This window comes from Streptomyces zaehneri (genome assembly GCF_032248645.1).
In the GTDB taxonomy this organism is placed as follows: Bacteria; Actinomycetota; Actinomycetes; order Streptomycetales; family Streptomycetaceae; genus Streptomyces; species Streptomyces coriariae.
On sequence record NZ_JASTTJ010000015.1, the window covers coordinates 50544 to 74197 of the forward strand.

Below are 23654 nucleotides of genomic sequence, written 5' to 3' on the forward strand. Positions count from 1 at the left end.
CGAGCGGCCTAAGGGAACGGTCTTGAAAAACGCGAGAGCGTGACAGCGTTCCCGTGGGTTCGCAGCGCAGCGCCGCCGCAGGTAACAGACGTGCTGCTCAGAAGGGGTGTCCCTCAACGAGGGATACCCCTTTCGCAGTGAGGTTGTCTCACCTCAGCTCGCTTCTGTCACAGATTCGATCATCGTGTGTGGACCAGACGTGGACCATCGAGGAGAGAGAACCAGCAGTTAGAGCCGAGTTGGACGACCCGGGAGTGTGATGTCCGCGAGCAGCCGGGGGCGATGCACGAGACATGCGGGACATGACTCCGGGCAGGCGAGACGAGTGATTCGGCGGAGGAATAGCTCTATGCGAAAGCGCGCCTTAGCTGCCACGGCTGCAGCCCTAATCGCTCTCACATCCTGCGGCAGCGATGACGACCCTCACGGTGCATACCGAGCAGGCTTCGAAACTGGCTTGGACTACTCCGAACAGTGGCCAGATCCCTCTTCGGTTCCGTCGCCTGAGCAGATGAAGGAGTACTGCACCAGCAATAAGCCGGCCGCGGACGACTCGGATGCTCACGGACACGTCGACCTCTGGATGCGCGGTTGCCTGGATGGCTGGTCGCGGTCCGGAGCTGACCCGGAGTACTGGGGCACATGATGAAAGCGCCACCCCTCCTGAGTCGGTGGGTAGGTGCTTGGCAGCAGCGAGCTTGCTTGCTACTCCTCAGTGGCTTCGAGAGCGCGCTGGATCTGCTCGGTCGCGCGCTGCTGGCTGCGGTGAATCGCCTTGGCGTAGAAGCGGAACAGGACCGCGATGCTGTGGCCTGCCCGGCGTGCCACCTCGGCGGGGGAGACGCCTGATTCGAGCCAGAGCGAGACGCCCGCGTGGCGCATGGAGTACGGGACGTCAGCCAGCGGCGAGGCTGCCTCGGACTGCGTCAGTACCGCGAGCCGGGCGATCTTCCACGCCTCTCCGTACTCCTTGGACAGGAGGTGGCCGCCCTGGGGCGCGCGAAAGAGCCGGCCATCCTCGGCAGTGCCGAACTCCTTTCGGTGGCGCAGGCCAGAACTGCGCTGCCAATGAATGGGCTTCAACTGCTCTCCTCTCCAACTCTGCGACAGCCGACAGGGGTTGCGGCCGCACCCGGATCCGAGCACGCCGACCGCCCCGGTGCCATCGGCACCGGGGTCTTGATCAGGGCTTCCGCGACCGGACCACCCGGAATGCTGCCGAGGCTGAGGGGTGGTCCGGTCTTTTGTTGTTGTCGTCCGCGCGAGGGGGGCGCGAGACGGGTCGGTTGGGGTTCGGGGTCAGATCAGGGCTTTGCCCACCTCGTAGATGGTGGGCCGGTCCCCCGGCGCACGGCTGAGCATCGCTTCGACCAGTTCGCCCAGCTCACCGGGCACCTTCACGGGCCGACGCCGACCGTTGGCCACTGCCTCTCGCTGCACGGGGCGCGGAGCGTCGTCCGGGTACTCGACCGCCCGCCAGCCCGTGGCGGAGATGAGCAGCGCCGCCCCGAGCGCGTAGATGTCGGCTTCCTGCGTCGGCTCCGCTTCTCCGGTGTCCAGCACGCTGCGCGCGATCTCCGGTGCCTCGTAGTGGACGAGGCAGCCGCGGAACGGGAAGTCGTACCCCTGGGGTACCTGGCCGCCCCGGGCAAGGGCGAGGTCGAGGAGGTGCGTTCGTTCCGGGCCGATGATGAAGTGGGCGGGTTGCACGTCGCCGTGTGCCCAGCCCCTCACGTGGAGATCGGCCAGGGCATCGACGCATCCCAGCGCCACGCTGGTGCTCGCTTTGACGGACGAGCCCTGCTTGCGGCAGGGCTCCCACAGCTTGTGGAGATCCGGCCCGGCGTGCCACGGCTGGAAGTTCCACGTGCCGTGTTCCCATTCGCCGTACGCGATCTCGTCGAGGCCGAGGCGATGCAGGACGGCGCCCTCGCGTGCGGGCGCGAGCGCGGTCCAGGGCTGGGCAGGCCACTCGGCTGTTGCCTCGATCGGATAGCCCAGCTTCACCGCGAAGTGGCCGCGGTGGCTCTCGACCTCCCAGACCGTGGAGCCCCGGCGGTTGATGACCAGGCGCTGAGTCGTGGGCATGAGCGCGTCGAGCACCACGATCGGCAGTTCAGGGGTTGGGCCGGACAAGGTCTGTTCTCCTTCCGGGCGAGCGCGGCCGACCCCGAGTCGAGGCCGGCCGCGTCGCTGTTGTCGTGGGTTACGCCTGACCGTACGGTCGGCCGCAGTCCGAATCGCACTGTGCGAGGTTCGTGCAGTCCACGGTCCACAGGTCATCGAAGACCACGAACCCGGCCGCCTTCATGGCACGCGCCGAGGCGGCGACCTTCTCCGGATCGCGCGCTCCTCCACCCGGCTTCGGGTTGTGGTGCAGGAAGCGGCCCGCGTGCTGTGCGCACAGCTCGGCGTACTCCTTCGTGTGCAGGATGAGCGCGTGCAGCCCGAGGTCCACGTCGTCCGACGGAACCATGGGCACGGTGGCCGTGGCCGCCGCGACGAGGAACGCGACCGCCTGGTCCGCGATCCGTTCAGCGCGCTCGGGGGACTGCCCGTCGTGGACCGCCACGAAGCGGGCGAGGCTCTCGAACAGCTCTTCACCAGCCACCGCGCGACCGGTCTTCTGATCGCTCGCCGTTGCCGTCATGTGCCATCTCCTGAGGTGAGGTGGTGCGTGGCGCTTACATCCCGCCCTGATCGCCGAGCTCGGCGCGCGGACGATCGGGAAGCGGGCTTGGAGGCCGGCCCCGAACGGGTCGGGGAGCCGGGAAAACGGCACCCGTTCGGGGCGGCCGGTCTACTGGCTGGTGCCGAGGAGGAACAAGGCCCCGGCACATAGGCCGATGACGCGCTTCACAGCGGGACCTGACTGTTGCCGTTCCGCTCGGCCAGACGTGCGCTCATCTCTTCCCGCGCACTGGGTGCCACCACGTTGCTGGGCAGGGCATCCCACTCCTTGCCGCCACGGACCGGCCGCAGCTGCACTCGGCCACCGATCTCACCCATGACGACACCGATATGCCCGGTGACACTGTCTTTCGCCAGTTCACCGATGGCTGGTCTGGTCTGCTGATTGCTCGCCATGCACACGAGCATCGCGAGCCGGGTACCCCCGCCAAAAGGTCAGGCTGATTACCCAACTTGGGTAATATCGCGGCAAGTAGAGAATCCGCGACGTTGCGTAGCCCTCGCAGTGTGGGAGCTTGCCCAATGCCCGACGCCGACCGGCCGCAGGAGTTGCCTGCCCGGCTGCTCACCGATCCCGAGATGATCAATGCGTGCCGGGTACGGGACTTCTGCAGAATCTTCCGGCTGATGAAGACCAGAGCGGGCATCTACCCGTCGATGATCGCGAGGCGATGCGAGCTGACGCCCAGCCGCGTCGGCGAAGTAATGGCGGGCCGCCGCCAGTTGCTGCACATGGACGTCGTCGAGCGCATCGCCGACGGCCTGCGCATCCCGGGACACATGCTCGGGCTTGCCCGGCGCCCGTGGGAGACGCCTCAGGCTCTCGTCGTCACCAAGCGCGAGGCACCCCAGGTGCCGGAGCCGGAACAGCAGGCCCCCGCGTCGCTTCCGGGGCCCGATGTGGACAGCATCCTCGCGCTGACCACGCGAACCAACCTCAGCGCGGCCACGCTTGAAGCATTCCGGTCCTCGATCGAGGACTACTGGCGACGAGACGACCAGCACGGCGGGGAGGCTCTCAGGCCGGCCGTCGTCGGACAGCTTCGGTATGTGGTCGGACTCCTGAAGGAAAGCCGACCCCCGGCCATCCAGAACGGCCTGTACGGAATCGCGGCCGAGCTCGCACGCCTCACCGGCTGGACCTACTTCGACGCCCGCCAGTACAACCAAGCCCGCGCCTACTTCACCGAGGCACTGCAACTCGCGAAGGCCATCGACGACCGCCAGTTCATGGCCAACGTCCTCGCCTGCATGAGCTTGCAGGCGACCTACCAGGACAAGCCCGCGGACTCCCTGGCACTCGTGACCGCCGCCCAGGACCAGGCCCGCTCAGCCAGCGACACCACCCCGCGCGTTCTGTCGATGCTGTCCATGCGCGAAGCGTTCGCCCATGCCACGCTCGGCAGCCAGACGTCCACTCACCGGGCGATCACGGAAGCACACCGCCAGTTCGAGCAGATCCAGGCGAGCGACCCGGACCCGTCGTGGGTGGCCTACTTCGACGAGCCGAAGCTCATCGCGGACACCGGCATTGCCCATGGCCGACTGGGCGAGTCAGCGACAGCTGAACCGTTGATCGCGGATGCCTTGCGCAGGGAAGCCCACACCAACCAGCGCGGCCGGGCGTTCCACGCGTTCTGGCTGGCCCGCACGCAGCTGGATCAAGGCAAGCTCGACCAGGCGTGCCACACCGCCACGCAAGCCCTGGAGCCCGCATCGGCGGTCGCTTCAGAGCGAGTGTCAGGCCACCTTCGCGAGTTCTACGAGCAGTTGGCCCCACACAGTCAGGAGCCCGTAGCCCTGGCCTTCGAGGCGCGGCTACGGGAGCTCCTGCCACCGGTCAGCGGATCGCTTCATCCATGAGCACGTACAGGAGACCGACGAGAGATCCACTGCTCACGATCTCGCGGCGGTCGATCATCCCCCGTATCTCGCTGAGGGGTATCCACTCGATGCGGTCGGACTCGTTCTTCTCCGTGGGCGGACCCTCGTAGGTCGCCCCGTCCGCACGGAAGACGTGGTGCTGCGAGTCCGTGATCCCGTTGGCCGGCTCGGCGTAGATCAGCGGCTTGATGGGACCGGGACGCCAGCCCGTCTCCTCCAGGACTTCACGAGCTGCCGCCTCTTCAGGAGTCTCGCCCTCCTCGACCAAGCCCATGGGCAACTCCCAGGCCCAGGAGTCCGTGATGAAGCGGTGCCGCCACATCATCAGCACCTCTTGGCGGTCGTTGACCACGGCGGCCACGGCCAGGTGCCGCAGGCGAACGACGTGGTACTCCCACCTGCGCCCATCAGGCTGTTGGACGTCGACCAGACACAGATTCACCCAAGGGTTGGTGTAGATCTGTCGTTCACCGTGGGTCTTCCACTCCATACCTGCGGCCCCTCTCGATCGGACTCCAGGATCGCAGACCGATCCGAAGACAGACGCAGGTTCACCCTTTCATGTCAGCCTGACGAGATGTCTACGAATGGATCATTATATGAGGCATATATGCCAGTAGCGAGCTTTGTCGGTTACGTAGAAGTCGAAAATGTGTACGACTTTCTCTCTATTCTCAAAAACCCCAAGCGTCGCACTTTGCCTCACAGTATTCTCGGGCATCCAGGGTTAGTACGCCGTTCGACGGAGGGGTAGTGAGCACGGAATTCGCAGCATCGGCTGACACGCAGCTTGACAAAGTGGCGTTGAGCGCGAGCCATCAGCTCCCCGACCTGCGACTTCTGAGCTTCTCAGATCTTGCTACGGACATCGAGAAGTTCCTTTCAGCTGCACGTGCGCCAGAGAAGAAGGCGGCGTGGCAAAAACTTCGCGACCTGACCGTCGAATTGAAATCGAAGTCAGAAGGCCGACGGGATCCGACAGCGGGGGATCCTTGGCATCTCACGTCTGTAATGGTCGTTGGCTATCAGGGCGCTACGAATCAGGTAATAATGAAAGTCGACCCTTCGCCGGGAGTGACGATCATTCATGGCCCAAATGGCTCAGGTAAATCGACCATTGCGGACGGAGTGCGAACAGCCCTGGCGGGATCCACTAAATGGTGGACATCAGCTGAGCAGAAATCTTCTCGCTCGAAGATGGAGCCACTATGGGAGAAGATTCATGCAGCGCGAGACGCCGAAAAGACCGTGGCTGAAGTTGTTCTTTCGAGAAAGGGAGAAGAGCTTTCGCTGTCGTGCCTGATTGACGGTGGCGGCGAAGTAGTTTCGCACGATGCTAAATGGACCCTGTCCACCGGTGAAGTGGTAGGCGTCGACCTGAGAGATACGGCGTGGAGTCACGCACTCGCAGGTCACCCGCCAGTATTCGCCTACGCTGACATTGAGCGTCGAGTTCAGCAGAGCAAGGACTTGCGTGAGTACATCGAGAATCTGTTGGCATTTGGTGGATGTTTCGTTGTTCTAAGTGATCGTGTTGCTGACCTTAGTGAAAAGGCGGCATCGGCCAGGAAGCTAATTGACGAAGCGGCCAAGGAGGCTAAAAAGAGGATTGCGCAAGTCGACGAGGTCAATGGCAAGCTTGACCCTGGGGCAAGTGTTGGAAATGTCATTTGGCCAGCGTGGATCTCTGATCTTGATTCATGGCTCGCAGAGAATCAGTTGAACGACTCCGGAGGATTTTTCCCTCAGGTCACCGAGAGGCATTCGGAAATCTTGTCTGCGGCCTTGGCGAGGACAGACGAGGCGTTCCGAGGCATTGATTCATCGCCAGATTCAGTGAAGCGTAAACTTGCGAACTCGCTGCGTGGTTTTCATGAGCATGTGGTTGATCTCGAATCTCCGGGAACGGAGTGTCCAGTCTGTGAGAGCGAGCAGGCTGACTGGCCTTTGCGACTCCTGAAGAGCGTCTCTGATCTGGCTGATCTGGAACCCCTTCACCTTGAGGCGGAATCGTCACTAAGGGAGCTCAGGAGGTCACTTGATGCGGAGTTTCGCCAAGTGATCTTGGTTCTGCGTTCGGCGGCTACTCCTCTGGCTACCTCTCACGAGCTTCTTGATCGAGCGGAGAGTCGCGCCGACGAGCTCTGCCATCTCTTGGACCGCTATGGGTGTCAGCCCACCGGCGCAGCGCGAAGGATGGTCATTGAGCTTCGCTCAGTAATGGAAACTCGTGACTGGTGGAGAGCATGTGTAGAGGCTGCGAGCCTAAGTGCATTCGATAAACAGTGGCGCTTGAAGCGAAAGGCTGCGCTTGAGGACTTCGTTAGTACGTGGCGCGAGAACGTAGAATTTGCGAGTGAATATCAACTCTGGAAGGCAATTAGCGTATGCCTGAAAGACCTTACAGGTCACCTGCGCGATAAGCGTTCGCAAGATTTCACCGCTTTGGCTGGCGGGCGCGTGAGGGCACTTCTGGATGATGCAGGCGTCGTGCTAGAGGACGTACGGCTGACAACCCAGCGAGCGGAGGTCCGGGTTCAGAATTCGGCAGGGCAGCCGCTTAGCCTATCTATGCTCAGTGCGGGACAGAGAAACGCTTTCCTCCTTGCTCCCCTTCTAGCCACAATCGAGTCAGGTCCTTTCGGCTTCCTGGTACTTGACGACCCGGTGCACGCCTTCGATGATATTCGCGTAGACAGACTTGCCGCTGTTCTTGCTGAAATCGCGTTGAGGCGTCGGGTCCTTGTTTTCACGCATGATGAGCGACTCAAGGCACACTTGATGGCGCGCTCGCTCAACTGTCATTCGTGGGCGATTAGTCGAGATCTTGAGACTGGTGTTATCTCTCTAGAGTCCACTGATGAGCTGTGGCGAATGCTGCTTGATGATGCGGAATCCATTCGTTCTTTGGCTCCCAAGGTGCCAGTAAATGGATATCTCTCTGAGACTCAAATTATTCGCGGTCTTTTGCGTCAGGCGGTTGACATTGCCCTACATCAGGCCGTCGTGCGAAACGCTCTCTCTGGTGGACGGGACGTGGTGGAGGACCTAGCCCTTCTTGATTCGTGTCAGAACACCGTGACGCGATTCGATAGGGCGGAAGGGGTGATCGGCGTTGCTGACGGAAATAAGAATCCTGTGCGTGAAGCAAAACTCCGTTGCGGCATTTACTTGAAGATGTGGAACAATGCCGTACATGGGGCGCCTACTACGAAGAATGACTTGAAGTCAGAGATTGACGTCGCGCGTAAGGCGTGCGCAGATTTGGTCGGGAGTTGACGGACGTGGCTCCAGGCTTCTCGTCCACGTCACGTATTGAGGTTTTGGAACTCAGGCTGCGGATCGAGAGAGTGGCTCTGGAAGCTTATCGGGTCGTGTGTCAAGATTCTTCTACTTCCGTCACTAATAGAGTTCCGGAACGGTTGGCATTTGTTCTCGGAATGGTTTCTGAAGACCGTATAAGTGAAGCGATCGGCCTAGTCAGGCTCGCCCGGCATGTCTATAGCAAGTCTTCCGATGTGCTACACGGTCGATCGAGCATGCTGAACGTTCCCGACGCAGTCTCGCGAGAATGGCGGCTGGTTGTGGAGAGGCTAGAGGCAATCGTTTACGCGTGACGCCATAGCCCAGAGTTGGGTCATTCCGTCAGGACCGCTTCCTCCTGCTCTCTGCCGGGGCAGGGCCAGTGCGGTACCTTCCGCGCGCCAGCGTGGTACCAGGAGCGGGTGCTGCCTGCGGGCAGGGGCGTGCCGGCGGAGTGGAACCGGGCTTAGTGGACCCCGTGTGGACCATGCTCCCCACGACGCCCCCCGCGCCCGGTAGTCTGTACCCGCTCCGCCCCAGGTGGGCCGGGGCGCGGGTGGGTTGCCCGAGCGGCCTAAGGGAACGGTCTTGAAAACCGTCGTGGCAGCGATGTCACCGTGGGTTCAAATCCCACACCCACCGCAGCAGGTCAGAGCATTGCAGGTCAGAAGGGGTGCCACTCTCCGGAGGGGCACCCCTTCGGCGTGCCCCTGTCCCACTCTGACTCGCCGGTATCCCACCTCTGACCAGCGCGTGCGGCCAACCTGCGGCCAGGAATCACGGTGTCTCCGCCAAACCACCGGCGGCGTCGGGGAGGCCATCGTTGTGGGTGTCGGCTATGAGTTCGGCGAGGATGTAGTGAGCCTCGTTGCTGGACATCCCTTTTTCGACGCGCACAAAGTAGCTGCGTTCGGAGACGCGGTAGACCCGTCTCCTCTGGCGTCGACGCCCTCTTGCGGTGACAGCTTCCCCAAAGGTGTCGATGATGCGCAGCATCTCGGCCAGGGCTTCGGCTTCGGTGCCCTCAAGTTCACGGGAGACGGTGTAATTGGAAAGTTCCGACAGACCGAGGGCTCGCATGACGGCCCATCCGGGCATGGTGTTCTCCAGTCCGTGAGGCGGCGTGAGCCGCGAAGTCACGTAGCCCTGTCGCGAAGTCGGCCCGAACGTGACTTTGGGCTCGGTGATCTTGGCGCGCGGAGACTATCGGAAGGGGGAACGGCCCGGGGCTCGCCCGGCGGAACACTGGAGTACGGCGATGCTCTGGCCCGCGCCCCGTGCCGTCAGGGCAGGCGACCAGGTCGACGAGGACATTCAGCATTCAGCCCCTGGTCGTCGTCCAGGACGAGACCTGTGCGTCCGCCGGTCCCTCGCCCTCGGCGTCCGGTACGCCGTCCGGCCAACCGTCGGCCTCGTCGCCGCCTGCGTCATCCCCATCGTCCTCCGCCTCGGCGGGCGCGCAGCCGACGTCGACGCGGGCGGCAGCGCGCCGTCGCCCGAGGGTGGCGGCACGGTCCTCGCCGAGACCTGTGCGTCCGGCCGTGCGCCGGTCGTCGGTGTCGGCGCCGTCCTGGTTCTGGCCGGTGGCGGCATCGTCCTCGGACTGCGCCGTCGCACCGCACAGCGCTCGCGCTGACGGTGGAGCGCAGGGGTGCTGTCACGGTTCGGGGCGGTGCGTGGTCATGCGGGCCGCCGACGTGATCGTCCCCCGTGCCTCCCTGGCCGTCAGGCCGGTCCGTACGGCGGCGGCGACCAGGTCCTCGGTCAACTCCGGGCCGATGCCGTCCTCGTAGGCCCGGCAGGCCGCCCAGAACAGCCGTGTGTTGCGTTGCCCCTCGTGGGCGGCCAGGACGAACTGGACCAGGCCCCGGCCGTGTGCGCCGCCCGCCGTCGAGCCGGGGCCCGGGCGGGAGGAGCGCGGCGGTGGCAGCAGCAGGCGCAGCAGGGAGCGCGGGCAGGGCGCGGGGGTGAGGTGGGCGGTGCCGGGGGCGGTGGCGTAGACGCCGTGGGCGGTGCGGGAGCCGGGGCCGACCAGGTAGCCGCCGGCGCCCCGGATGTCGATGCCGGGGGCGAGGCGGCCGGCCGAGTTGGGGACGACGACGTCCGGCGGGCCGGTGAGCCACAGGTGCCGTCCGCCGGACGGGGTGAGGACGACGATCGTGGGCGGGATGGTGAAGAGGTGGCGCAGGGCCAGTTCGCGTAGGGCGGCCGTGGAGTCCGTGTCCGACTTGGTGTCCAGGTCGACGCCGATGAGGTGGTGCGGGGACAGGCCGCAGGCGATGCCGTAGCCGGTCGCCCAGGGCGCGGCGGCGAACAGTTCGCGGATGCGGGCCGGGTCGGTCGAGGCGTCGTACACGCCGTGGCCGAAGCGGCCGCACTCGCCGTGGCACGGCGGTCCCGTCGGCTCGGGGGCGTCGCGGTGAGGGGAACGCAGTGCGGGGAGTTTCGTCCGGGACAGGGGGATGACGGCCAGGCCGCGTTCGGCGGCCGACAGGGCGTGGGCGAGGGCCAGCGTGGTGGCCTGCCGGGGGTACCGGTCGGTGGTGGCCATGGAACCAGTGTCGTACGCGTGTTCGATAAAGGGAAGGGGGCAGGCCACGACGCGCCCGAGGGCGGTCGACCGGAGCGGAAAAATGCCGGAACGCTTCGCCTCATGCGGGGCCCGGGAGGCGGGTGTCCGACTTGCCAATGTTTATGGCGACAGATGAAGGAAAAGTGGTGTTGGGGTTTATCAACTTTTCATCACGCTTGAGTGCGAATCACGTCTTACAGGATGGTTCGCCTGGGAGTCGGTGGGCAACTCTGGTCTCGCGACGTCGTCACAAACGCCCGGGCGGTCGGCCAACTGTCCAGGTGAAGGCCATGCTTCACACACTTCGGGTACTCACGCACTTCCGTTCTGGAGGAACCACATGGCAAGCATCCGTACCGCCCGTGTCATCGCCGCCGTCTCCGCCCTCCCGCTGGCGGCCGCCCTCCTCGCCGGCGTCGCGGTGGCGGACAACGGCGGCTTCGCGGACGACGGATCGAACGCTGGTGTCGCGAGCATCTCCGGCAGCGGTGTCGGGCGAGATAACAGCGGCAACTCGGCCACCACACAGCAGAACGCCGTCGGCTCGGGCGCCTCGAACCAGAGCAACGGCGCGCAGGTCAACGGGTCCGCGTTCACCGCGGTCAACCAGGGCAACCGCAATGTCGCGGTCGCCTTCACCCCGCTGTGGCGGTGATCTGAGGGGTCCGGGGATCGGGGTCCGGCGCCGGCCCAGGGGGAGCTTCGCGTCGGGTGGGGGCTGTGGGGCTGTGGGGCTGTGGGGGCTGGGGTGGGGGCTGCGGGGTGGGGGCTCTGGGGGCAACGCGTCTGTGCGGCGGTACTTCGGTATCGCCGCGCAGGTGTTTTCCTACGGGGAAGTGACCTTGACAGGTATTCATATCTGACGGACAGTCAGAAACTGTTCCCGGCAAGCCCCGGCAAGCCCCGGCAAGCCCCGGCAAGCCCCGGCAAGCCCCTCCCGCGGAAGGAGTACGGCCGTGGACGACGAGCTCCACGCGCGGCTCAAGGCCTACGAAGGCCGCCCCGCGGCGGTCGCGGGCACCGGCCGGGACCCTGTCAACGCACCCATGATCCGGCACTGGTGCGAGGCGACGGGCGACCGGAACCCCGCGTACACCGGCCCCGGCGCGATCGCCCCGCCGACCATGCTCCAGGCGTGGATCATGGGCGGCCTGAGCGGCCACGAGGGGCGCGCGCAGGCCTACGACGAGCTGCTGTCCCTCCTCGACGGGGCGGGCTGCACCTCGGTCGTCGCCACCGACTGCGAGCAGGAGTACCTGCGCCCGCTGCGGCCGGGGGACGAGGTCGCCTTCGACACGGTGATCGAGTCGGTCTCGCAGCGGAAGACCACCAAGCTGGGCACCGGGTACTTCGTCACGACCCGGACGGACGTGCGTGTGGGCGAGGAACTGGTCGGCACCCATCGCTTCCGCATCCTCAAGTACGCGCCGAGCGGGCGCACGTCGAGCGGGCGTCCATCAAGCGGGCGCGCAACGGACGAGTACGTACGGAGCGACGAGCACGCGCCGCACAAGCACGCACCGACCGGGCGGGACGCGCCGCACAAGCACGCACCGACCGGGCGGGAACAGAACGTGCAGGGGCGGCAGGAAGCACCGCGGCGGCCGCGTCCCGTCGTCAACCGGGACAACGCCGGTTTCTGGGAGGGCGTCCGGTGCCACCGCCTCCTCGTCCAGCGCTGTACCGCCTGCGACACGCTCCGCTTCCCCTGGCTCCCCGGCTGCAACGCCTGCGGCTCGGCGCGGTGGGACACCGTCGAGGCCGGCGGCGAGGGCACGGTCTTCTCGTACGTCGTGATGCACCACCCGCCCTTCCCGGCCTTCTCCCCGCCCTACGCGATCGGGCTGATCGAGCTCGCCGAGGGTGTCCGCATCATCAGCAACGTGGTCGACGTGCCCTACGACAAGGTGCGGATCGGCATGCCCGTGGAGCTGGAATTCCGTTCCTACGACGATGAGGACGGCGAACTGGTGCTCCCCGTGTTCCGGCCCCGCGCGGGGGAGGCGGCCGCGTGAAGGCCGGTGACGAGCTGCCGCCGCTGGAGATCGGGATCACCCGCACCCTGATCGTCGCCGGCGCCCTCGCCTCGCGCGACTACCAGGACGTCCATCACGACCCCGAACTGGCCCGGCGCAAGGGGTCCCCCGACATCTTCATGAACATCCTGACCACCAACGGACTGGTCGGCCGCTACCTCACCGACCACTTCGGCCCGACGGCCGTGCTCCGCAAGGTCGCCATCCGGCTCGGGGCGCCCAACTACCCAGGAGACACCATGGTGTTGAGGGGCACGGTCGAGGAGTTCGACGGAGCCACCGCCGTGGTGCGGGTCACCGGGGACAACGGGATCGGCAGACATGTCACCGGCACGGTGACGCTCACCGTCCCGTCGGGAGGTGCGGGGTGAGCGTGCGGACGCGGGACTCCCTCGGCGGCCGGGCGGCGATCGTCGGCATCGGGGCCACGGAGTTCTCCAAGGACTCGGGACGCAGTGAACTGCGCCTCGCGGTGGAGTCGGTGCGGGCGGCCCTGGCCGACGCGGGACTCACGCCCGCCGACGTGGACGGGCTGGTGACGTTCACGATGGACACCAGCCCGGAGATCACCGTGGCGCAGGCCTGTGGCATGGGCGAACTGTCCTTCTTCTCCCGGGTCCACTACGGCGGCGGGGCGGCCTGCGCGACCGTCCAGCAGGCGGCGCTCGCCGTCGCGGCCGGGGTGGCCGAGGTCGTGGTCTGCTACCGCGCCTTCAACGAGCGGTCGGGGCGTCGCTTCGGCTCGGGCGTGCGGCACCGCGAACCGTCGGCGGAGGGGACGGCGCTCGGCTGGACGCTGCCGTTCGGGCTGCTCACCCCCGCCTCCTGGGTGGCGATGGCGGCGCAGCGCTATCTGTACACGTACGGGCTGACCCCGGAGGACGCGTTCGGGCCGGTCGCCGTCACGGCCCGCAGGCACGCGGCGGTGAATCCGGCGGCGTACTTCCACGACCGTCCGATCACCCGCGCCGACCACGCGGCCTCACGCTGGATCGCCGAGCCGCTCAGGCTGCTGGACTGCTGCCAGGAGACGGACGGCGGTCAGGCGCTGGTCGTCACCTCGGTGGAACGGGCCCGGGACCTGCCGCAGCCGCCCGCCGTGGTCACCGCGGCCGCCCAGGGCGCCGGCCGGGCCCAGGAGCAGATGACCAGCTTCTACCGCGACGGCCTGACGGGCCTGCCGGAGATGTCCGTGGTCGCCCGCCAGCTGTGGCGCGGCTCCGGTCTGGCGCCGGCCGACATCGACGTGGGGATCCTGTACGACCACTTCACGCCGTTCGTGCTGATGCAGCTGGAGGAGTTCGGCTTCTGCGCCCCGGGCGAGGCCCCGGCCTTCGTGGCGGAGGACCGGCTGCCGCTGAACACCCACGGCGGCCAGCTCGGCGAGGCCTACCTGCACGGGATGAACGGGGTGGCCGAAGCCGTACGGCAGCTGCGCGGCACGTCGGTGAACCAGGTGCCGGGGGCCGCCCGGACCCTGGTGACGGCGGGGACCGGGTTGCCCACGTCGGGCCTGGTCCTGACCACGGACTGAGCCGTGGACGGAGCCGTGGACTGAGCCATGGGCTGTCGTGGACGGAGCCGCCCACGCAGCCCCGGACGAGAGCCGCGGACGAGCCACGTAAGGAGCCGCCCACGCAGCCCCGGACGAGAGCCGCGGACGAGCCACGTAAGGAGCCGTGGACGGAGCCGCCTCCGGAGCCCCGGACGAGCCCCGGAGGGATGAGCACCCAGGGGTCATCCCGTAGTAGTCGGCGCCGCCTCGTCCACCTTCAGGAGGTGGGGCGGGCACCACCCCTACAACCTGAGACGGACCCGGCTTCGGGACCTGCGGCCGATCCGCCCGAGCGGGCCGCGAACCTAGCGTGGAGCCATGACCACACCCGTCTGCACCAGCGCTTCGAACGGCATGACGCGGCCTTCCCCGTACCCGTCCTTCGCGTCGTACGTCAGGGCCCGTCAGCCGGTGCTGCTGCGCACCGCACGGTCGCTGACCGCGAACCCGAGCGACGCGGAGGACCTGCTGCAGACCGCGCTCACCAAGACGTACGTCGCGTGGGAGCGGATCGAGGACCACCGGGCGCTCGACGGCTATGTCCGCCGGGCCCTGCTGAACACCCGTACGTCGCAGTGGCGCAAGCGCAAGGTCGACGAGTTCGTCTGCGACGAGCTGCCGGAGCCGGATCCGGTCGCCTCCGCGGACGACCCGGCGGAGCGGCAGGCGCTGCACGACGCCATGTGGCGGGCGATCACGAAGCTGCCCGCGCGGCAGCGGGCGATGGTCGTCCTCAGGTACTACGAGGACCTCAGTGAGATCCAGACGGCCGAGGTGCTCGGTGTCTCGGTGGGCACGGTGAAGTCGGCGGTGTCGCGGGCGCTGGGCAAGCTGCGCGAGGACCCTGAGCTGGTGCTTGTCCGCTGACGAGGGCCGATCTTCCGGCCCGTGCGGTGAGCCGCGTCGCGCCGTGACCTGATCGATCACCGCCCCCTAGTGACATACCGCGCGGTATGTGCGCAGAATCAGCACAACCGTTACCACCGCGTAGGCAATGTCGCCGCCCTGGGAGGACGCCGTGCTGAGCACCATGCAGGACGTACCGCTGACCGTCACCCGCATTCTCGTTCACGGTGTGCTGGTGCACGGCCGGTCCCAGATCACCACCTGGACAGGTGAGAGCGAGCCGCAGCGGCGCAGTTTCGCCGAGGCGGGCACCCGGGCGGTACAGCTGGCGAACGCCCTGCGCGACGACCTCGGCGTCCGCGGCGACGACCGGGTGGCGACCCTGATGTGGAACAACGCCGAGCACGTCGAGGCGTACTTCGCGATTCCCTCCATGGGCGCGGTGCTGCACACCCTCAACCTGCGCCTCCCGGCCGAGCAGCTGGTGTGGATCGTCAACCACGCCGCCGACAAGGTCGTCATAGTCAATGGTTCGCTGCTCCCGCTGCTCGCGCCCCTGCTCCCGAAGCTGCCCACGCTCGAGCACATCGTCGTCTCGGGCCCGGGTGACCGCTCGCTCCTCGAGGGCGCCCACGCGCGCGTGCACGAGTACGAGGAGCTGATCGCGGACAAGCCGAAGACCTTCGACTGGCCCGAGCTGGACGAACGTCAGGCCGCCGCCATGTGCTACACCTCCGGGACCACGGGCGACCCCAAGGGCGTGGTCTACAGCCACCGTTCGATCTACCTGCACTCGATGCAGGTGAACATGGCCGAGTCGATGGGCCTGACCGACCAGGACACCTCGCTCGTCGTCGTCCCGCAGTTCCACGTCAACGCCTGGGGACTGCCGCACGCCACCTTCATGACCGGCATCAACATGCTGATGCCGGACCGCTTCCTCCAGCCCGCGCCCCTCGCCGAGATGATCGAGAGCGAGAGGCCGACCCACGCGGCCGCCGTCCCCACCATCTGGCAGGGTCTGCTGGCCGAGCTCACCGCCAAACCGCGGGACGTCTCCTCCCTCACCCAGGTCACCATCGGTGGATCGGCCTGTCCGCCCTCCCTCATGACCGCCTTCGACGAGCTGGGCATGCGGGTCTGCCACGCCTGGGGCATGACGGAGACCTCCCCGCTCGGGACCATCGCCCGTCCGCCGGCCCACGCGGTCGGCACCGACGAGGAACTCGGCTACCGCCTCACCCAGGGCCGCTTCCCGGCCGGCGTGGAGGGCCGCCTCACCGGCCCCGGCGGCGAACGCCTCCCCTGGGACGGCGAGTCCGCGGGCGAGCTGGAGGTGCGCGGCGCGTGGATCGCCGGCGCCTACTACAACGGCCCCGACGGCGAGCCCCTGCGGCCCGCCGACAAGTTCAGCGAGGACGGCTGGCTGAAGACGGGCGACGTCGGCACCATCTCCACCGACGGCTTCCTCACCCTCACCGACCGCGCCAAGGACGTCATCAAGTCCGGCGGCGAGTGGATCTCGTCGGTGGACCTGGAGAACGCGCTGATGTCCCACCCGGACGTCACCGAGGCCGCCGTCGTGGCCGTCCCGGACGACAAGTGGGGCGAGCGCCCGCTGGCCACGGTCGTCCTCAGGGAGGGCGCGACCACGGATTTCGAGGCCCTGCGCGCCTTCCTCGCCGCCGAAGGGCAGATCGCCAAGTGGCAGCTCCCGGAGCGCTGGACGATCATCGGGTCGGTCCCGAAGACGAGCGTGGGAAAGTTCGACAAGAAGGTGCTGCGCAGGCGGTACGCGGAGGGCGAGCTCGACGTCACCCGGCTCTGAACCCGCCCGCGCTGCGGACGCGGTGACCGTTGCAGCAGCCGTCGCGGCCGTTCACGCATGTCGTGCACGCCGGGCAGGGCACCTCGCGGCCCCTGCCCGGCGTACGCCGTTTTCACGACCGTGAGCCGTCCGTACGGTCGTAGGCCGACTTCCAGACCGACTTCGCCGCCGTACGGTCGTCACCGCCGTAGGGCCGTCACCGGCGTACGGCCGTCACCGCCGTATTGCCGTCACCGGCGTACGGCCGTGGTCGTCCAGCCCAGGACCAGCCACGCGCCCGCCACCGTGACGACGCCACCCCAGCCGAAGTGGGTGAAGGCGAGGCCGGCCAGGGCCGAGGCGGTCGCGCCGCCGGCGAACCCCGCGACGACATAGGCGCTGTTCGCGGTGGCCGGGGCCGAGGTGGTCGTCAGGGCGAGGGTCTGGTTGGCGACATGGGAGGCGACGAGCGCCGCGTGGATCGCGATCGCGGCCACGAAGAGCGCCACGAGCACCTGCCCGCCCAGCCAGAACAGCGGGACCGAGACAGCGGCGAGAAGATACGCGTTGCGGACGACCTTCGCGGCGCCGAAGCGGTCGACCAGACCGCCGGCCAGCGGTGCGACGACGCTGGCGGACAGTCCGAAGAGGCCGAAGAGGCCGGCGGCGGCGGTCGTCAGGCCGTAGGACTCCTCACCCGTCAGCAGGAGGGCCAGCGAGGTCCACAAGGCGCTCCAGGCTCCGTACATCCCGGCCTGCCGCACGCAGGCCCGCCACAGGTCGGGCGAGCGCCGCACCAGGCCCGGCATCGCGGTGAGACCGGCGAAGAGGTGGCCCTCGCGGGGGCGGTGGCGTTCGGAGGGGAGGGCGGCCGCGGTCAGCAGGCCCAGGATCGTGGTGAGGACGGCCGCGCCCACGAACACCGCCCGCCAGCCGAAGGCCTGCCCGGCGAGTCCGCCGAGGACCCGCGCCGCGACGATGCCGGTGAACAGCCCGGCGATGACGGCGGCCACGTGCCGGGCGCGCCGGTCGGCGGGGGCGCGGGCGGCGACCAACGGCACGAGGAGCTGCGGGACGACGGTCGCCGCCGAGGCGACGAGCACGGCGGCCGCGAGCGCGCCGGCCCCGGCGGCCGTGGCCGCGGCGACCAGGGCCGCCGCGGTGACGAGGGAGAGGACGGCGACCAGCCGGCGCCGGTTCACGCGGTCGCCGAGCGGGGCGAAGACGAGCAGGCCGGCCGCGTAGCCGAACTGGGCGACCGAGGCGATCCAGGCCACGGCCGAGGGCGCCGAGCCGAAGTCGTGGGCGATGAGGGGGAGCAGCGGGGCCGCGAGGTAGATGTTGGCCGCCGTGACGGCGGTGCAGAGGGCGATGAGGACGAGGAGGAGCCCGTTGCGGCGGGCCGCGACCGCCGAGGGGGCGACTTCCTCTCCCGCTTCTCGGACTGCTGTGACTTCGGACGGCATGGCGGAGGTGCTCCTTCGAGCGTCTCTAATAACTAACCAGTTGGTTGGAACAGAAGGGGAACAGTCTGCGGCGAGCGTGAATTCCCTGTCAACCAACTAGTTGGTTAGGTCCGTGGCTACGATGACTCCATGGCAACCACCAGGGATCCCGAGGCCACCCGAGCCCGGATCTTCGACGCCGCCGTCGCGGAGTTCGCCCGCCACGGCATCGCGGGCGCCCGCATCGACCGCATCGCCGCCGAGGCCAAGGCGAACAAGCAGCTCATCTACGCCTACTTCGGCAACAAGGCCGAGCTGTTCTCCCAGGTCCTCGGCCGTCGCATGCTGGACCTCGCCGCCGCCGTCCCCGTCGACCCGGACGACATCGAGGGCTGGCTCGACCGGGTGATGGACTACCACGGCGCCCACCCCGAGCTGCTGCGACTCCTGTACTGGGAGGGCATCGAGTACGGCGGCACCGAGCTGCTGCCCGACGAGACGGCACGCCAGGAGCACTACGCGCTCAAGGTCGCCGCCATCCAGGACGGCCAGGACCGGGGCGTGATCTCCGACGCGATCCCGGCCCGTGACCTCTTCTTCCTGCTGATCGCGATGGCCAACTGGGCCGCCTTCGTCCCCCAGATGAGCCGCATCCTGGCGGGCTCCGAGGACGCCGACCGCGACCGCCTGCGCGCCTCCATCAAGGAGGCGGCGCGACGGATGGTCGCCCGGTAGGGCGACGCCCGGTAGGACCTCGCCGGACCGGACGAAGCCGGGCCGGACGAAGCCGGGCCGGGCGGGCGGGACCGGATGTCGCCGGGCCGTACGCGGCCCGGTAGGACATCGCCGGGCCGTACGGCTCCTAGTTGGTGCCGATCCGGGCCAGCAGGTCCACGATCCTGCTCTGCACCTCGGCGCTCGTCGACCGCTCGGCGAGGAAGAGGACCGTCTCCCCCGACGCCAGCCGCGGCAGGTCGGCCGGGTCGACGGCGGCCGTGTAGACGACCAGCGGAGTGCGGTTGAGCTGGCCGTTCGCCCGCAGCCAGTCCAGGATCCCGGACTGGCGCCGGTGCACCTGCATCAGGTCCATCACGACCAGGTTCGGCCGCAGCTGCCCGGCGAGCGTGACGGCGTCCGCGTCGCTCGCCGCCCGTGCCACCTGCATCCCGCGCCGCTCCAGCGTCGAGGTCAGGGCGAGGGCGATCTCGGCGTGCTCCTCGATGAGCAGCACCCGCGGCGGATGCTGCTCGCTGTCGCGCGGCGCGAGCGCCTTCAGCAGGACGGCGGGATCGGCGCCGTACGCCGCCTCGCGCGTCGCCTGTCCGAGCCCGGCCGTGACCAGCACCGGAACCTCGGCGGCCACCGCGGCCGTGCGCAGCGACTGCAACGCGGTACGGGTGATCGGCCCGGTCAGCGGGTCCACGAACAGCGCGGCCGGGAAGGCGGCGATCTGCGCGTCGACCTCCTCGCGCGAGTGCACGATCACCGGCCGGTAGCCGCGGTCGCTGAGCGCCTGCTGCGTACTGACGTCCGGCGCCGGCCACACCAGCAGCCGACGCGGGTTGTCCAGCGGCTCCGGCGGCAGCTCGTCGTCCAGTGGCTGGGGCTGCGGCGGATCCGCCACCTCTACGGCCCCACCGGGCCCGTCCAGCGGCTCGGGCCCCTCGGCGGCGTTCTCGTCCGGAGCCCCTATGGCGTACGACCGTCCGGCGCCCTCGGTCCCCGGCCCACCCGGCACGAGCCGCGACTGACCCGCGAGGGAGGGATGCGGTACGGGGGCCGGTACGGGCACGGCTGCCGGTGTGGGTGCCGTGCCGGGCGGCGGTGCCGGAGCCACGGGGGCCTGCGCCTGAGCCTGCGCCTGCGCCACGACGGGCTGCTCGGCCGACGGGTGCGGACGCGCCGCCTGCTCCGGGCGCGTCGTCGGGTCGGGCGGAGTCCCCAGCTTGCGGCGCCGCCCGGAACCACCGGGGGCGTGCGGGGCGGGGGTGGCCGTGGACTGCGCCGACGGCAGCCCCGGCTGCGAGTGCCGCATCGCCTGAGCCTGCTGAGCCTGCTGAGTCTGGTGTGCGTGCTGCAACTGCTGTGCCTGCTGCAACTGCTGTACCTGCTGCACCTGCGCTGCCTGCCGGGTGAACGGCACGCCCTGCCCCAGGGTCCGCACGCTGATCGCCCGACCCTGCGTCGAGTTGGGGTCCACGGGCTGGCCCGCCGCGGCCTCGGCGGGCAACGGCTGCGCCGCCCGCGGCTGCCCGACGGCGGCCTCGGGCGGAAGCGGGGTACCACCGCTGGGCGTTGTCGTCACCGGCGCGGGCTGCGCCGCCGCGGGGGCGGGGGCGGGGGCCGGGGCCGCTTCGGCCGGGAGCGGCTGACCCTGCCCGGGCGCGTTCGGCACGGGGTTGGGGGCCGTCGGTGCGGGGAGCGGCTGACCTGCGGCCGGCTGCCCGGGCAACGGCTGCCCGGGGACGGGCACGGCTGCCGGAACCGGCTGCGCGGGGGCGGGCCGGGCACCGGCAGGCTGCGCGGCGGCGACGGGCTGTCCCACCTGCTGCGCCTGAGACGGGATCTGAGGCTGGGGCTGCTGGTGCTGAACCTGTGCCGGTGCGGCGACCTCCGCGGCCTGCGCGGCGGCCCGTCGACGGCGGCCCGTGGGCGCGCTCGTGGGGTGCGGCTGGGGCGGGGTGTGGTCGTCGGCCTGGTCGTGCGGGACGGCGTCGTGCCGCCCGTGGTCGATCGCGGAATCCTCGGCGGAACCCGGAACGGGCGCCTGGGCGGGAACAGGAGCCTGAGCCTGAACCGGTGCCTGAGCCTGTGCGGGAACCTGGCCCTGTGCGGGCACCTGAACCGCTCCCGGCACCTGGCCCGCTCCCGCAGCCGCGGCCGGAATCGGCCCCACCGCTCGGGCCCCCTGGGGAACCTGGGGAGCCTGGGCGGCTGGAGAAGTCTGGGCGGTCGCGCCCATGCCGACGGCACCGTCCGGCGCCCGGTCGGCCTGCGCGGGCGGCAGGGCGAACACCGCACGGGGCCCGGCCTCCTGCGCGGCGGCGCGCTCGTTCGCGGCGGCCAGGGCACGCCGTCGCCTGCCCGTCGGCTGTCCGTCCTCCGTCTCCGCCTGTGCCATGGCTCCCGGACCCGTCCCCGGGGCTGCCTCGACCGGTGCGCCCGCGAGCGCCGGCAGCGCGGCCGGCAACGCGTTCTGCGGCTGCCGGCCGTCCGGTGCGTGGTGCGGGGGCCGCTGGCCGCCCGGCGCGGGTACGCCCTGCGGCGGAACGGTGCCGCCGAGTCCCGTACCCGAGGCCGCGGTCCCCGCCGCGTGCTCGGCGGCCGTGACGACGGCACCCTCGCTCACCCCGCCGTCGAGCGCCGCGGGCATTCCGCCGGCTCCCGCGTCGGCTCCCACGACGGCGATCTCGGCCGACCGCCCACGCCGCCGCCCGGTGCCACCGGAGCCCTCCGGGCCATCGGCCTCGTCCACCGCGGGCGGCAGCTCGCCCGGCGCCTCCTCCGGGGCCGCGGCCCCGGCCCGCCTGCGCCGCCGACCGGTCGGAACCGCCGCCTCCGCTTCGGCGCCGCCCTCCACGGCGGGGACGTCACCCTCCAGGAAGGCGTCCACGGAGGACCGCCGAGCCCGACGGCGCCCACCGGCGCCGTACTCGCCCGGAACGTTCTCCTCCGAGGCCATCGCGTTCGCGGGGGCCGCCGAGGCGGCGCCGCCTCCGGCCGCGAGCGCGGGCAGGGCCATGGCCGCCGGAGCCGCCACGGCCCCCGCGCCGCCGCCCAACGGCACCTCAAGCACGTACGCGCTGCCGCTCATGCCCGGCACCTCGTGCGTCTGGAGCACGCCACCGTGCGCCCGCACGATCCCCCGCACGATCGGTTCGTGCACGGGATCGCCGCCGGCGTACGGCCCGCGCACCTCGATGCGGACGACCTCGCCGCGCTGGGCGGCCGCCACCACGACCGTGTTGTCCATGTAACCGCCCGCCGAGACGGGCGCGTTGCCGGTGGCGTCGACGCCGGCGACGTCGGCCACGAGGTGCGCCAGCGCGGTCGCGAGGAGCCGCGCGTCGACCTCGGCCTCGATGGGCGGCGCGTGCACGGCGAACTGCACCCGTCCCGGCCCGATGAGATCCACCGCGCCGTCGACACCGGCGGCGACGACGGCGTCGAGCATCACCTTCGTCCGGGCGATGACCTCCGACCCGGTGTCGAGACGCTGGTAGCCGAGCACGTTGTCGATGAGCGTGGTGATCCGCGAGTAGCCGGCCGACAGGTGGTGGAGCACCTGGTTGGCCTCGGGCCAGAGCTGGCCGGCGTCGTCCGCGGCGAGCGCCGCCAGCTCGCGGCGCAGTTCGTCCAGCGGCCCGCGCAGGGAGTCCCCGAGCAGGGTGAGCAGCTGCTCGTGCCGCCCGGCGAGCGCCTCGTACCGGTCCTTCTCGCGCTCGCCGAGCGAGGCGTAGCGCTCCTCGCCGGCCGCGAGCTCCTCCTCGTGCCGCTCGCGCAGCTCCTCGAGCTCGGTGACGTGCTGCTGGCGCAGCGCGGTGAGGTCGGAGGCGTGCTCCTCGGAGAGCTTCTCCAACTCGTCCGCGTGCCGCTTCTCGACGCCGTCCTTCTCCTCGGCGAGGGCGTCGTAGGGCCGGCGGTCGGTGAAGGTCATGACGGCGCCGACGAGCTGATCGCCGTCGCGCACGGGCGCGGTCGTCAGATCGACCGCGACCCTGTCCCCGCTCTTGGACCACAGCACCTGCCCGCGCACCCGGTGCTTGCGCCCGGACCGCAGGGTGTCGGCGAGCGGCGACTCGTCGTACGGGAACGGCGAGCCGTCGGCGCGCGAGTGCAGCACGAGGGTGTGCAGTTCCTTGGCGCCGAGATCGCTGGCCCGGTATCCCAGTATCTGGGCGGCGGCCGGGTTGACGAGGACGATCCGGCCGTCGGTGTCGGTCCCCACGACGCCCTCGGACGCGGCCCTCAGGATCATCTCGGTCTGCCGCTGCGAACGCGCCAGCTCGGCCTCGGTGTCGACGGTCCCGGACAGGTCGCGCACGACGAGCATCAGCAGTTCGTCGGAGGCGGAGGAGTAGCCGTAGCCGTCGTAGGCCTGCTGACCGTTCTCGAGGTTGGCGCTGGTGACCTCGACCGGGAACTCGCTGCCGTCGGTGCGGCGGGCCACCATCCGGGTCGGCTTGGTCCGCCCGCGCGGGTCCATGTGATCGGGCCGCCGCATGGACCCCGGGATGAGCTTGGAGTCGAACTGCGGCAGGAGATCGAGCAGCCCCCGCCCCACCAGCGCGGTACCCGGCGTCTCGAAAGCCTCCAGCGCGATGGTGTTCGCGTTGACGACGGTCCCGTTGGCGTTGACCAGCAACAGCGCATCGGGGAGCGCGTCGAGTATGGCTGCGAGGCGAGCAGCGCCTCGGGATGGCCTGCTGCTCACGAGTCGCTTCCTCCCTGTTACCGCACCTTGCCGACCGTTCGGGCCATCTTGCCAACCGGCCCGCACCGTGTCACGCGAGGG

At 69.2% G+C, this 23654-nt stretch carries 19 protein-coding genes and 1 tRNA gene; 11 read left to right on the forward strand and 9 right to left on the reverse strand.

Annotation, left to right across the window (positions count from 1 at the left end):
* Positions 1-705: 705 nt before the first annotated feature.
* From QQM72_RS23930 to QQM72_RS23945, 4 genes are all read right to left on the reverse strand, one after another.
* A complete protein-coding gene (locus QQM72_RS23930; protein WP_314222922.1) occupies positions 706-1083 on the reverse strand; it encodes a hypothetical protein in 378 nt (125 codons plus the stop codon).
* Between the two features lie 216 nt (positions 1084-1299).
* Positions 1300-2136, reverse strand: a complete 837-nt coding sequence (locus tag QQM72_RS23935) for a protein kinase family protein (RefSeq protein ID WP_314222923.1) — start codon at positions 2134-2136, stop codon at positions 1300-1302.
* Positions 2137-2206: 70 nt separating this feature from the next.
* A complete protein-coding gene (locus QQM72_RS23940; RefSeq protein WP_314222924.1) occupies positions 2207-2650 on the reverse strand; it encodes a glycine-rich domain-containing protein in 444 nt (147 codons plus the stop codon).
* Between the two features lie 206 nt (positions 2651-2856).
* Entirely contained in the window at positions 2857-3099 is a 243-nt protein-coding gene (locus QQM72_RS23945) for a hypothetical protein (protein WP_314222925.1), read from the reverse strand.
* A 114-nt stretch (positions 3100-3213) separates the two neighbouring features.
* Between QQM72_RS23945 and QQM72_RS23950 the strand changes: the two genes are divergently transcribed.
* On the forward strand, positions 3214-4554 hold the full coding sequence (locus QQM72_RS23950; protein WP_314222927.1) for a helix-turn-helix domain-containing protein: 1341 nt from the start codon (positions 3214-3216) through the stop codon (positions 4552-4554).
* Here QQM72_RS23950 and QQM72_RS23955 read toward each other — a convergent pair.
* The gene (locus QQM72_RS23955; RefSeq protein ID WP_054244045.1) at positions 4532-5065 is read right to left on the reverse strand and encodes an NUDIX hydrolase; all 534 of its coding nucleotides are present in this window, start codon (positions 5063-5065) and stop codon (positions 4532-4534) included. The genes QQM72_RS23950 and QQM72_RS23955 overlap by 23 nt on opposite strands.
* A 263-nt stretch (positions 5066-5328) precedes the next feature.
* Here QQM72_RS23955 and QQM72_RS23960 point away from each other — a divergent pair, with 263 nt between their 5' ends.
* Positions 5329-7854, forward strand: a complete 2526-nt coding sequence (locus tag QQM72_RS23960; protein ID WP_314222928.1) for an ATP-binding protein — start codon at positions 5329-5331, stop codon at positions 7852-7854.
* 579 nt (positions 7855-8433) lie between these two features.
* Positions 8434-8520, forward strand: a tRNA-Ser gene (locus QQM72_RS23965).
* Positions 8521-8655: 135 nt separating this feature from the next.
* Here QQM72_RS23965 and QQM72_RS23970 read toward each other — a convergent pair.
* On the reverse strand, positions 8656-8976 hold the full coding sequence (locus tag QQM72_RS23970; RefSeq protein WP_314222929.1) for a hypothetical protein: 321 nt from the start codon (positions 8974-8976) through the stop codon (positions 8656-8658).
* Positions 8977-9136: 160 nt separating this feature from the next.
* Between QQM72_RS23970 and QQM72_RS23975 the strand changes: the two genes are divergently transcribed.
* A complete protein-coding gene (locus QQM72_RS23975; RefSeq protein WP_314222930.1) occupies positions 9137-9514 on the forward strand; it encodes a hypothetical protein in 378 nt (125 codons plus the stop codon).
* A gap of 21 nt (positions 9515-9535) precedes the next feature.
* On the opposite strand, the gene QQM72_RS23980 is transcribed toward QQM72_RS23975, so the two are convergent.
* Positions 9536-10429 (reverse strand): bifunctional DNA primase/polymerase, encoded by an 894-nt coding sequence (locus QQM72_RS23980; RefSeq protein WP_314222931.1) that lies wholly within the window; start codon positions 10427-10429, stop codon positions 9536-9538.
* A gap of 361 nt (positions 10430-10790) precedes the next feature.
* On the opposite strand from QQM72_RS23980, the gene QQM72_RS23985 reads away from it, so the two are divergent.
* The 6 genes from QQM72_RS23985 to QQM72_RS24010 all read left to right on the forward strand — a co-directional run bounded on the left by QQM72_RS23985 (position 10791) and on the right by QQM72_RS24010 (position 16715).
* Complete coding sequence (locus QQM72_RS23985; RefSeq protein WP_314222932.1) at positions 10791-11105, forward strand: hypothetical protein; 315 nt, start codon at positions 10791-10793, stop codon at positions 11103-11105.
* 301 nt (positions 11106-11406) lie between these two features.
* Positions 11407-12465 carry a bifunctional MaoC family dehydratase N-terminal/OB-fold nucleic acid binding domain-containing protein gene (locus tag QQM72_RS23990; protein WP_314222933.1) on the forward strand — a complete coding sequence of 353 codons (1059 nt, stop codon included), beginning with the start codon at positions 11407-11409 and terminating at the stop codon, positions 12463-12465.
* A complete protein-coding gene (locus tag QQM72_RS23995) occupies positions 12462-12857 on the forward strand; it encodes a MaoC family dehydratase (protein ID WP_314222934.1) in 396 nt (131 codons plus the stop codon). The genes QQM72_RS23990 and QQM72_RS23995 overlap by 4 nt, the downstream gene beginning before the upstream one ends.
* Positions 12854-14020, forward strand: coding sequence for a lipid-transfer protein (locus QQM72_RS24000; protein WP_314222935.1), 1167 nt, complete (start codon positions 12854-12856; stop codon positions 14018-14020). The genes QQM72_RS23995 and QQM72_RS24000 overlap by 4 nt, the downstream gene beginning before the upstream one ends.
* Positions 14021-14359: 339 nt before the next feature.
* Positions 14360-14908 carry a SigE family RNA polymerase sigma factor gene (locus tag QQM72_RS24005; RefSeq protein WP_314222936.1) on the forward strand — a complete coding sequence of 183 codons (549 nt, stop codon included), beginning with the start codon at positions 14360-14362 and terminating at the stop codon, positions 14906-14908.
* A gap of 127 nt (positions 14909-15035) precedes the next feature.
* The gene (locus tag QQM72_RS24010) at positions 15036-16715 is read left to right on the forward strand and encodes a long-chain fatty acid--CoA ligase (RefSeq protein ID WP_314222937.1); all 1680 of its coding nucleotides are present in this window, start codon (positions 15036-15038) and stop codon (positions 16713-16715) included.
* Between the two features lie 230 nt (positions 16716-16945).
* Here QQM72_RS24010 and QQM72_RS24015 read toward each other — a convergent pair whose 3' ends face one another.
* Positions 16946-18160 carry an MFS transporter gene (locus QQM72_RS24015; RefSeq protein ID WP_314222938.1) on the reverse strand — a complete coding sequence of 405 codons (1215 nt, stop codon included), beginning with the start codon at positions 18158-18160 and terminating at the stop codon, positions 16946-16948.
* Between the two features lie 129 nt (positions 18161-18289).
* Between QQM72_RS24015 and QQM72_RS24020 the strand changes: the two genes are divergently transcribed.
* Positions 18290-18874 carry a TetR family transcriptional regulator gene (locus QQM72_RS24020; RefSeq protein ID WP_314222939.1) on the forward strand — a complete coding sequence of 195 codons (585 nt, stop codon included), beginning with the start codon at positions 18290-18292 and terminating at the stop codon, positions 18872-18874.
* Positions 18875-19001: 127 nt separating this feature from the next.
* Here the strand turns inward: QQM72_RS24020 and QQM72_RS24025 are convergent, their stop codons facing one another.
* Entirely contained in the window at positions 19002-23573 is a 4572-nt protein-coding gene (locus QQM72_RS24025) for a hybrid sensor histidine kinase/response regulator (protein WP_314222940.1), read from the reverse strand.
* Between the last annotated feature and the right edge of the window lie 81 nt (positions 23574-23654).

Coding starts and splice junctions, on each gene's coding strand:
- QQM72_RS23975 (WP_314222930.1), top strand. CDS start 9,137: ATGCTCTGGCCCGCGCCCCGTGCCGTCAGGGCAGGCGACCAGGTCGAC.
- QQM72_RS23970 (WP_314222929.1), bottom strand. CDS start 8,976: ATGCCCGGATGGGCCGTCATGCGAGCCCTCGGTCTGTCGGAACTTTCC.
- QQM72_RS23945 (WP_314222925.1), bottom strand. CDS start 3,099: ATGCTCGTGTGCATGGCGAGCAATCAGCAGACCAGACCAGCCATCGGT.
- QQM72_RS24020 (WP_314222939.1), top strand. CDS start 18,290: ATGGCAACCACCAGGGATCCCGAGGCCACCCGAGCCCGGATCTTCGAC.
- QQM72_RS24010 (WP_314222937.1), top strand. CDS start 15,036: ATGTCGCCGCCCTGGGAGGACGCCGTGCTGAGCACCATGCAGGACGTA.
- QQM72_RS23940 (WP_314222924.1), bottom strand. CDS start 2,650: ATGACGGCAACGGCGAGCGATCAGAAGACCGGTCGCGCGGTGGCTGGT.
- QQM72_RS23985 (WP_314222932.1), top strand. CDS start 10,791: ATGGCAAGCATCCGTACCGCCCGTGTCATCGCCGCCGTCTCCGCCCTC.
- QQM72_RS23980 (WP_314222931.1), bottom strand. CDS start 10,429: ATGGCCACCACCGACCGGTACCCCCGGCAGGCCACCACGCTGGCCCTC.
- QQM72_RS24015 (WP_314222938.1), bottom strand. CDS start 18,160: ATGCCGTCCGAAGTCACAGCAGTCCGAGAAGCGGGAGAGGAAGTCGCC.
- QQM72_RS23950 (WP_314222927.1), top strand. CDS start 3,214: ATGCCCGACGCCGACCGGCCGCAGGAGTTGCCTGCCCGGCTGCTCACC.
- QQM72_RS24005 (WP_314222936.1), top strand. CDS start 14,360: ATGACCACACCCGTCTGCACCAGCGCTTCGAACGGCATGACGCGGCCT.
- QQM72_RS23955 (WP_054244045.1), bottom strand. CDS start 5,065: ATGGAGTGGAAGACCCACGGTGAACGACAGATCTACACCAACCCTTGG.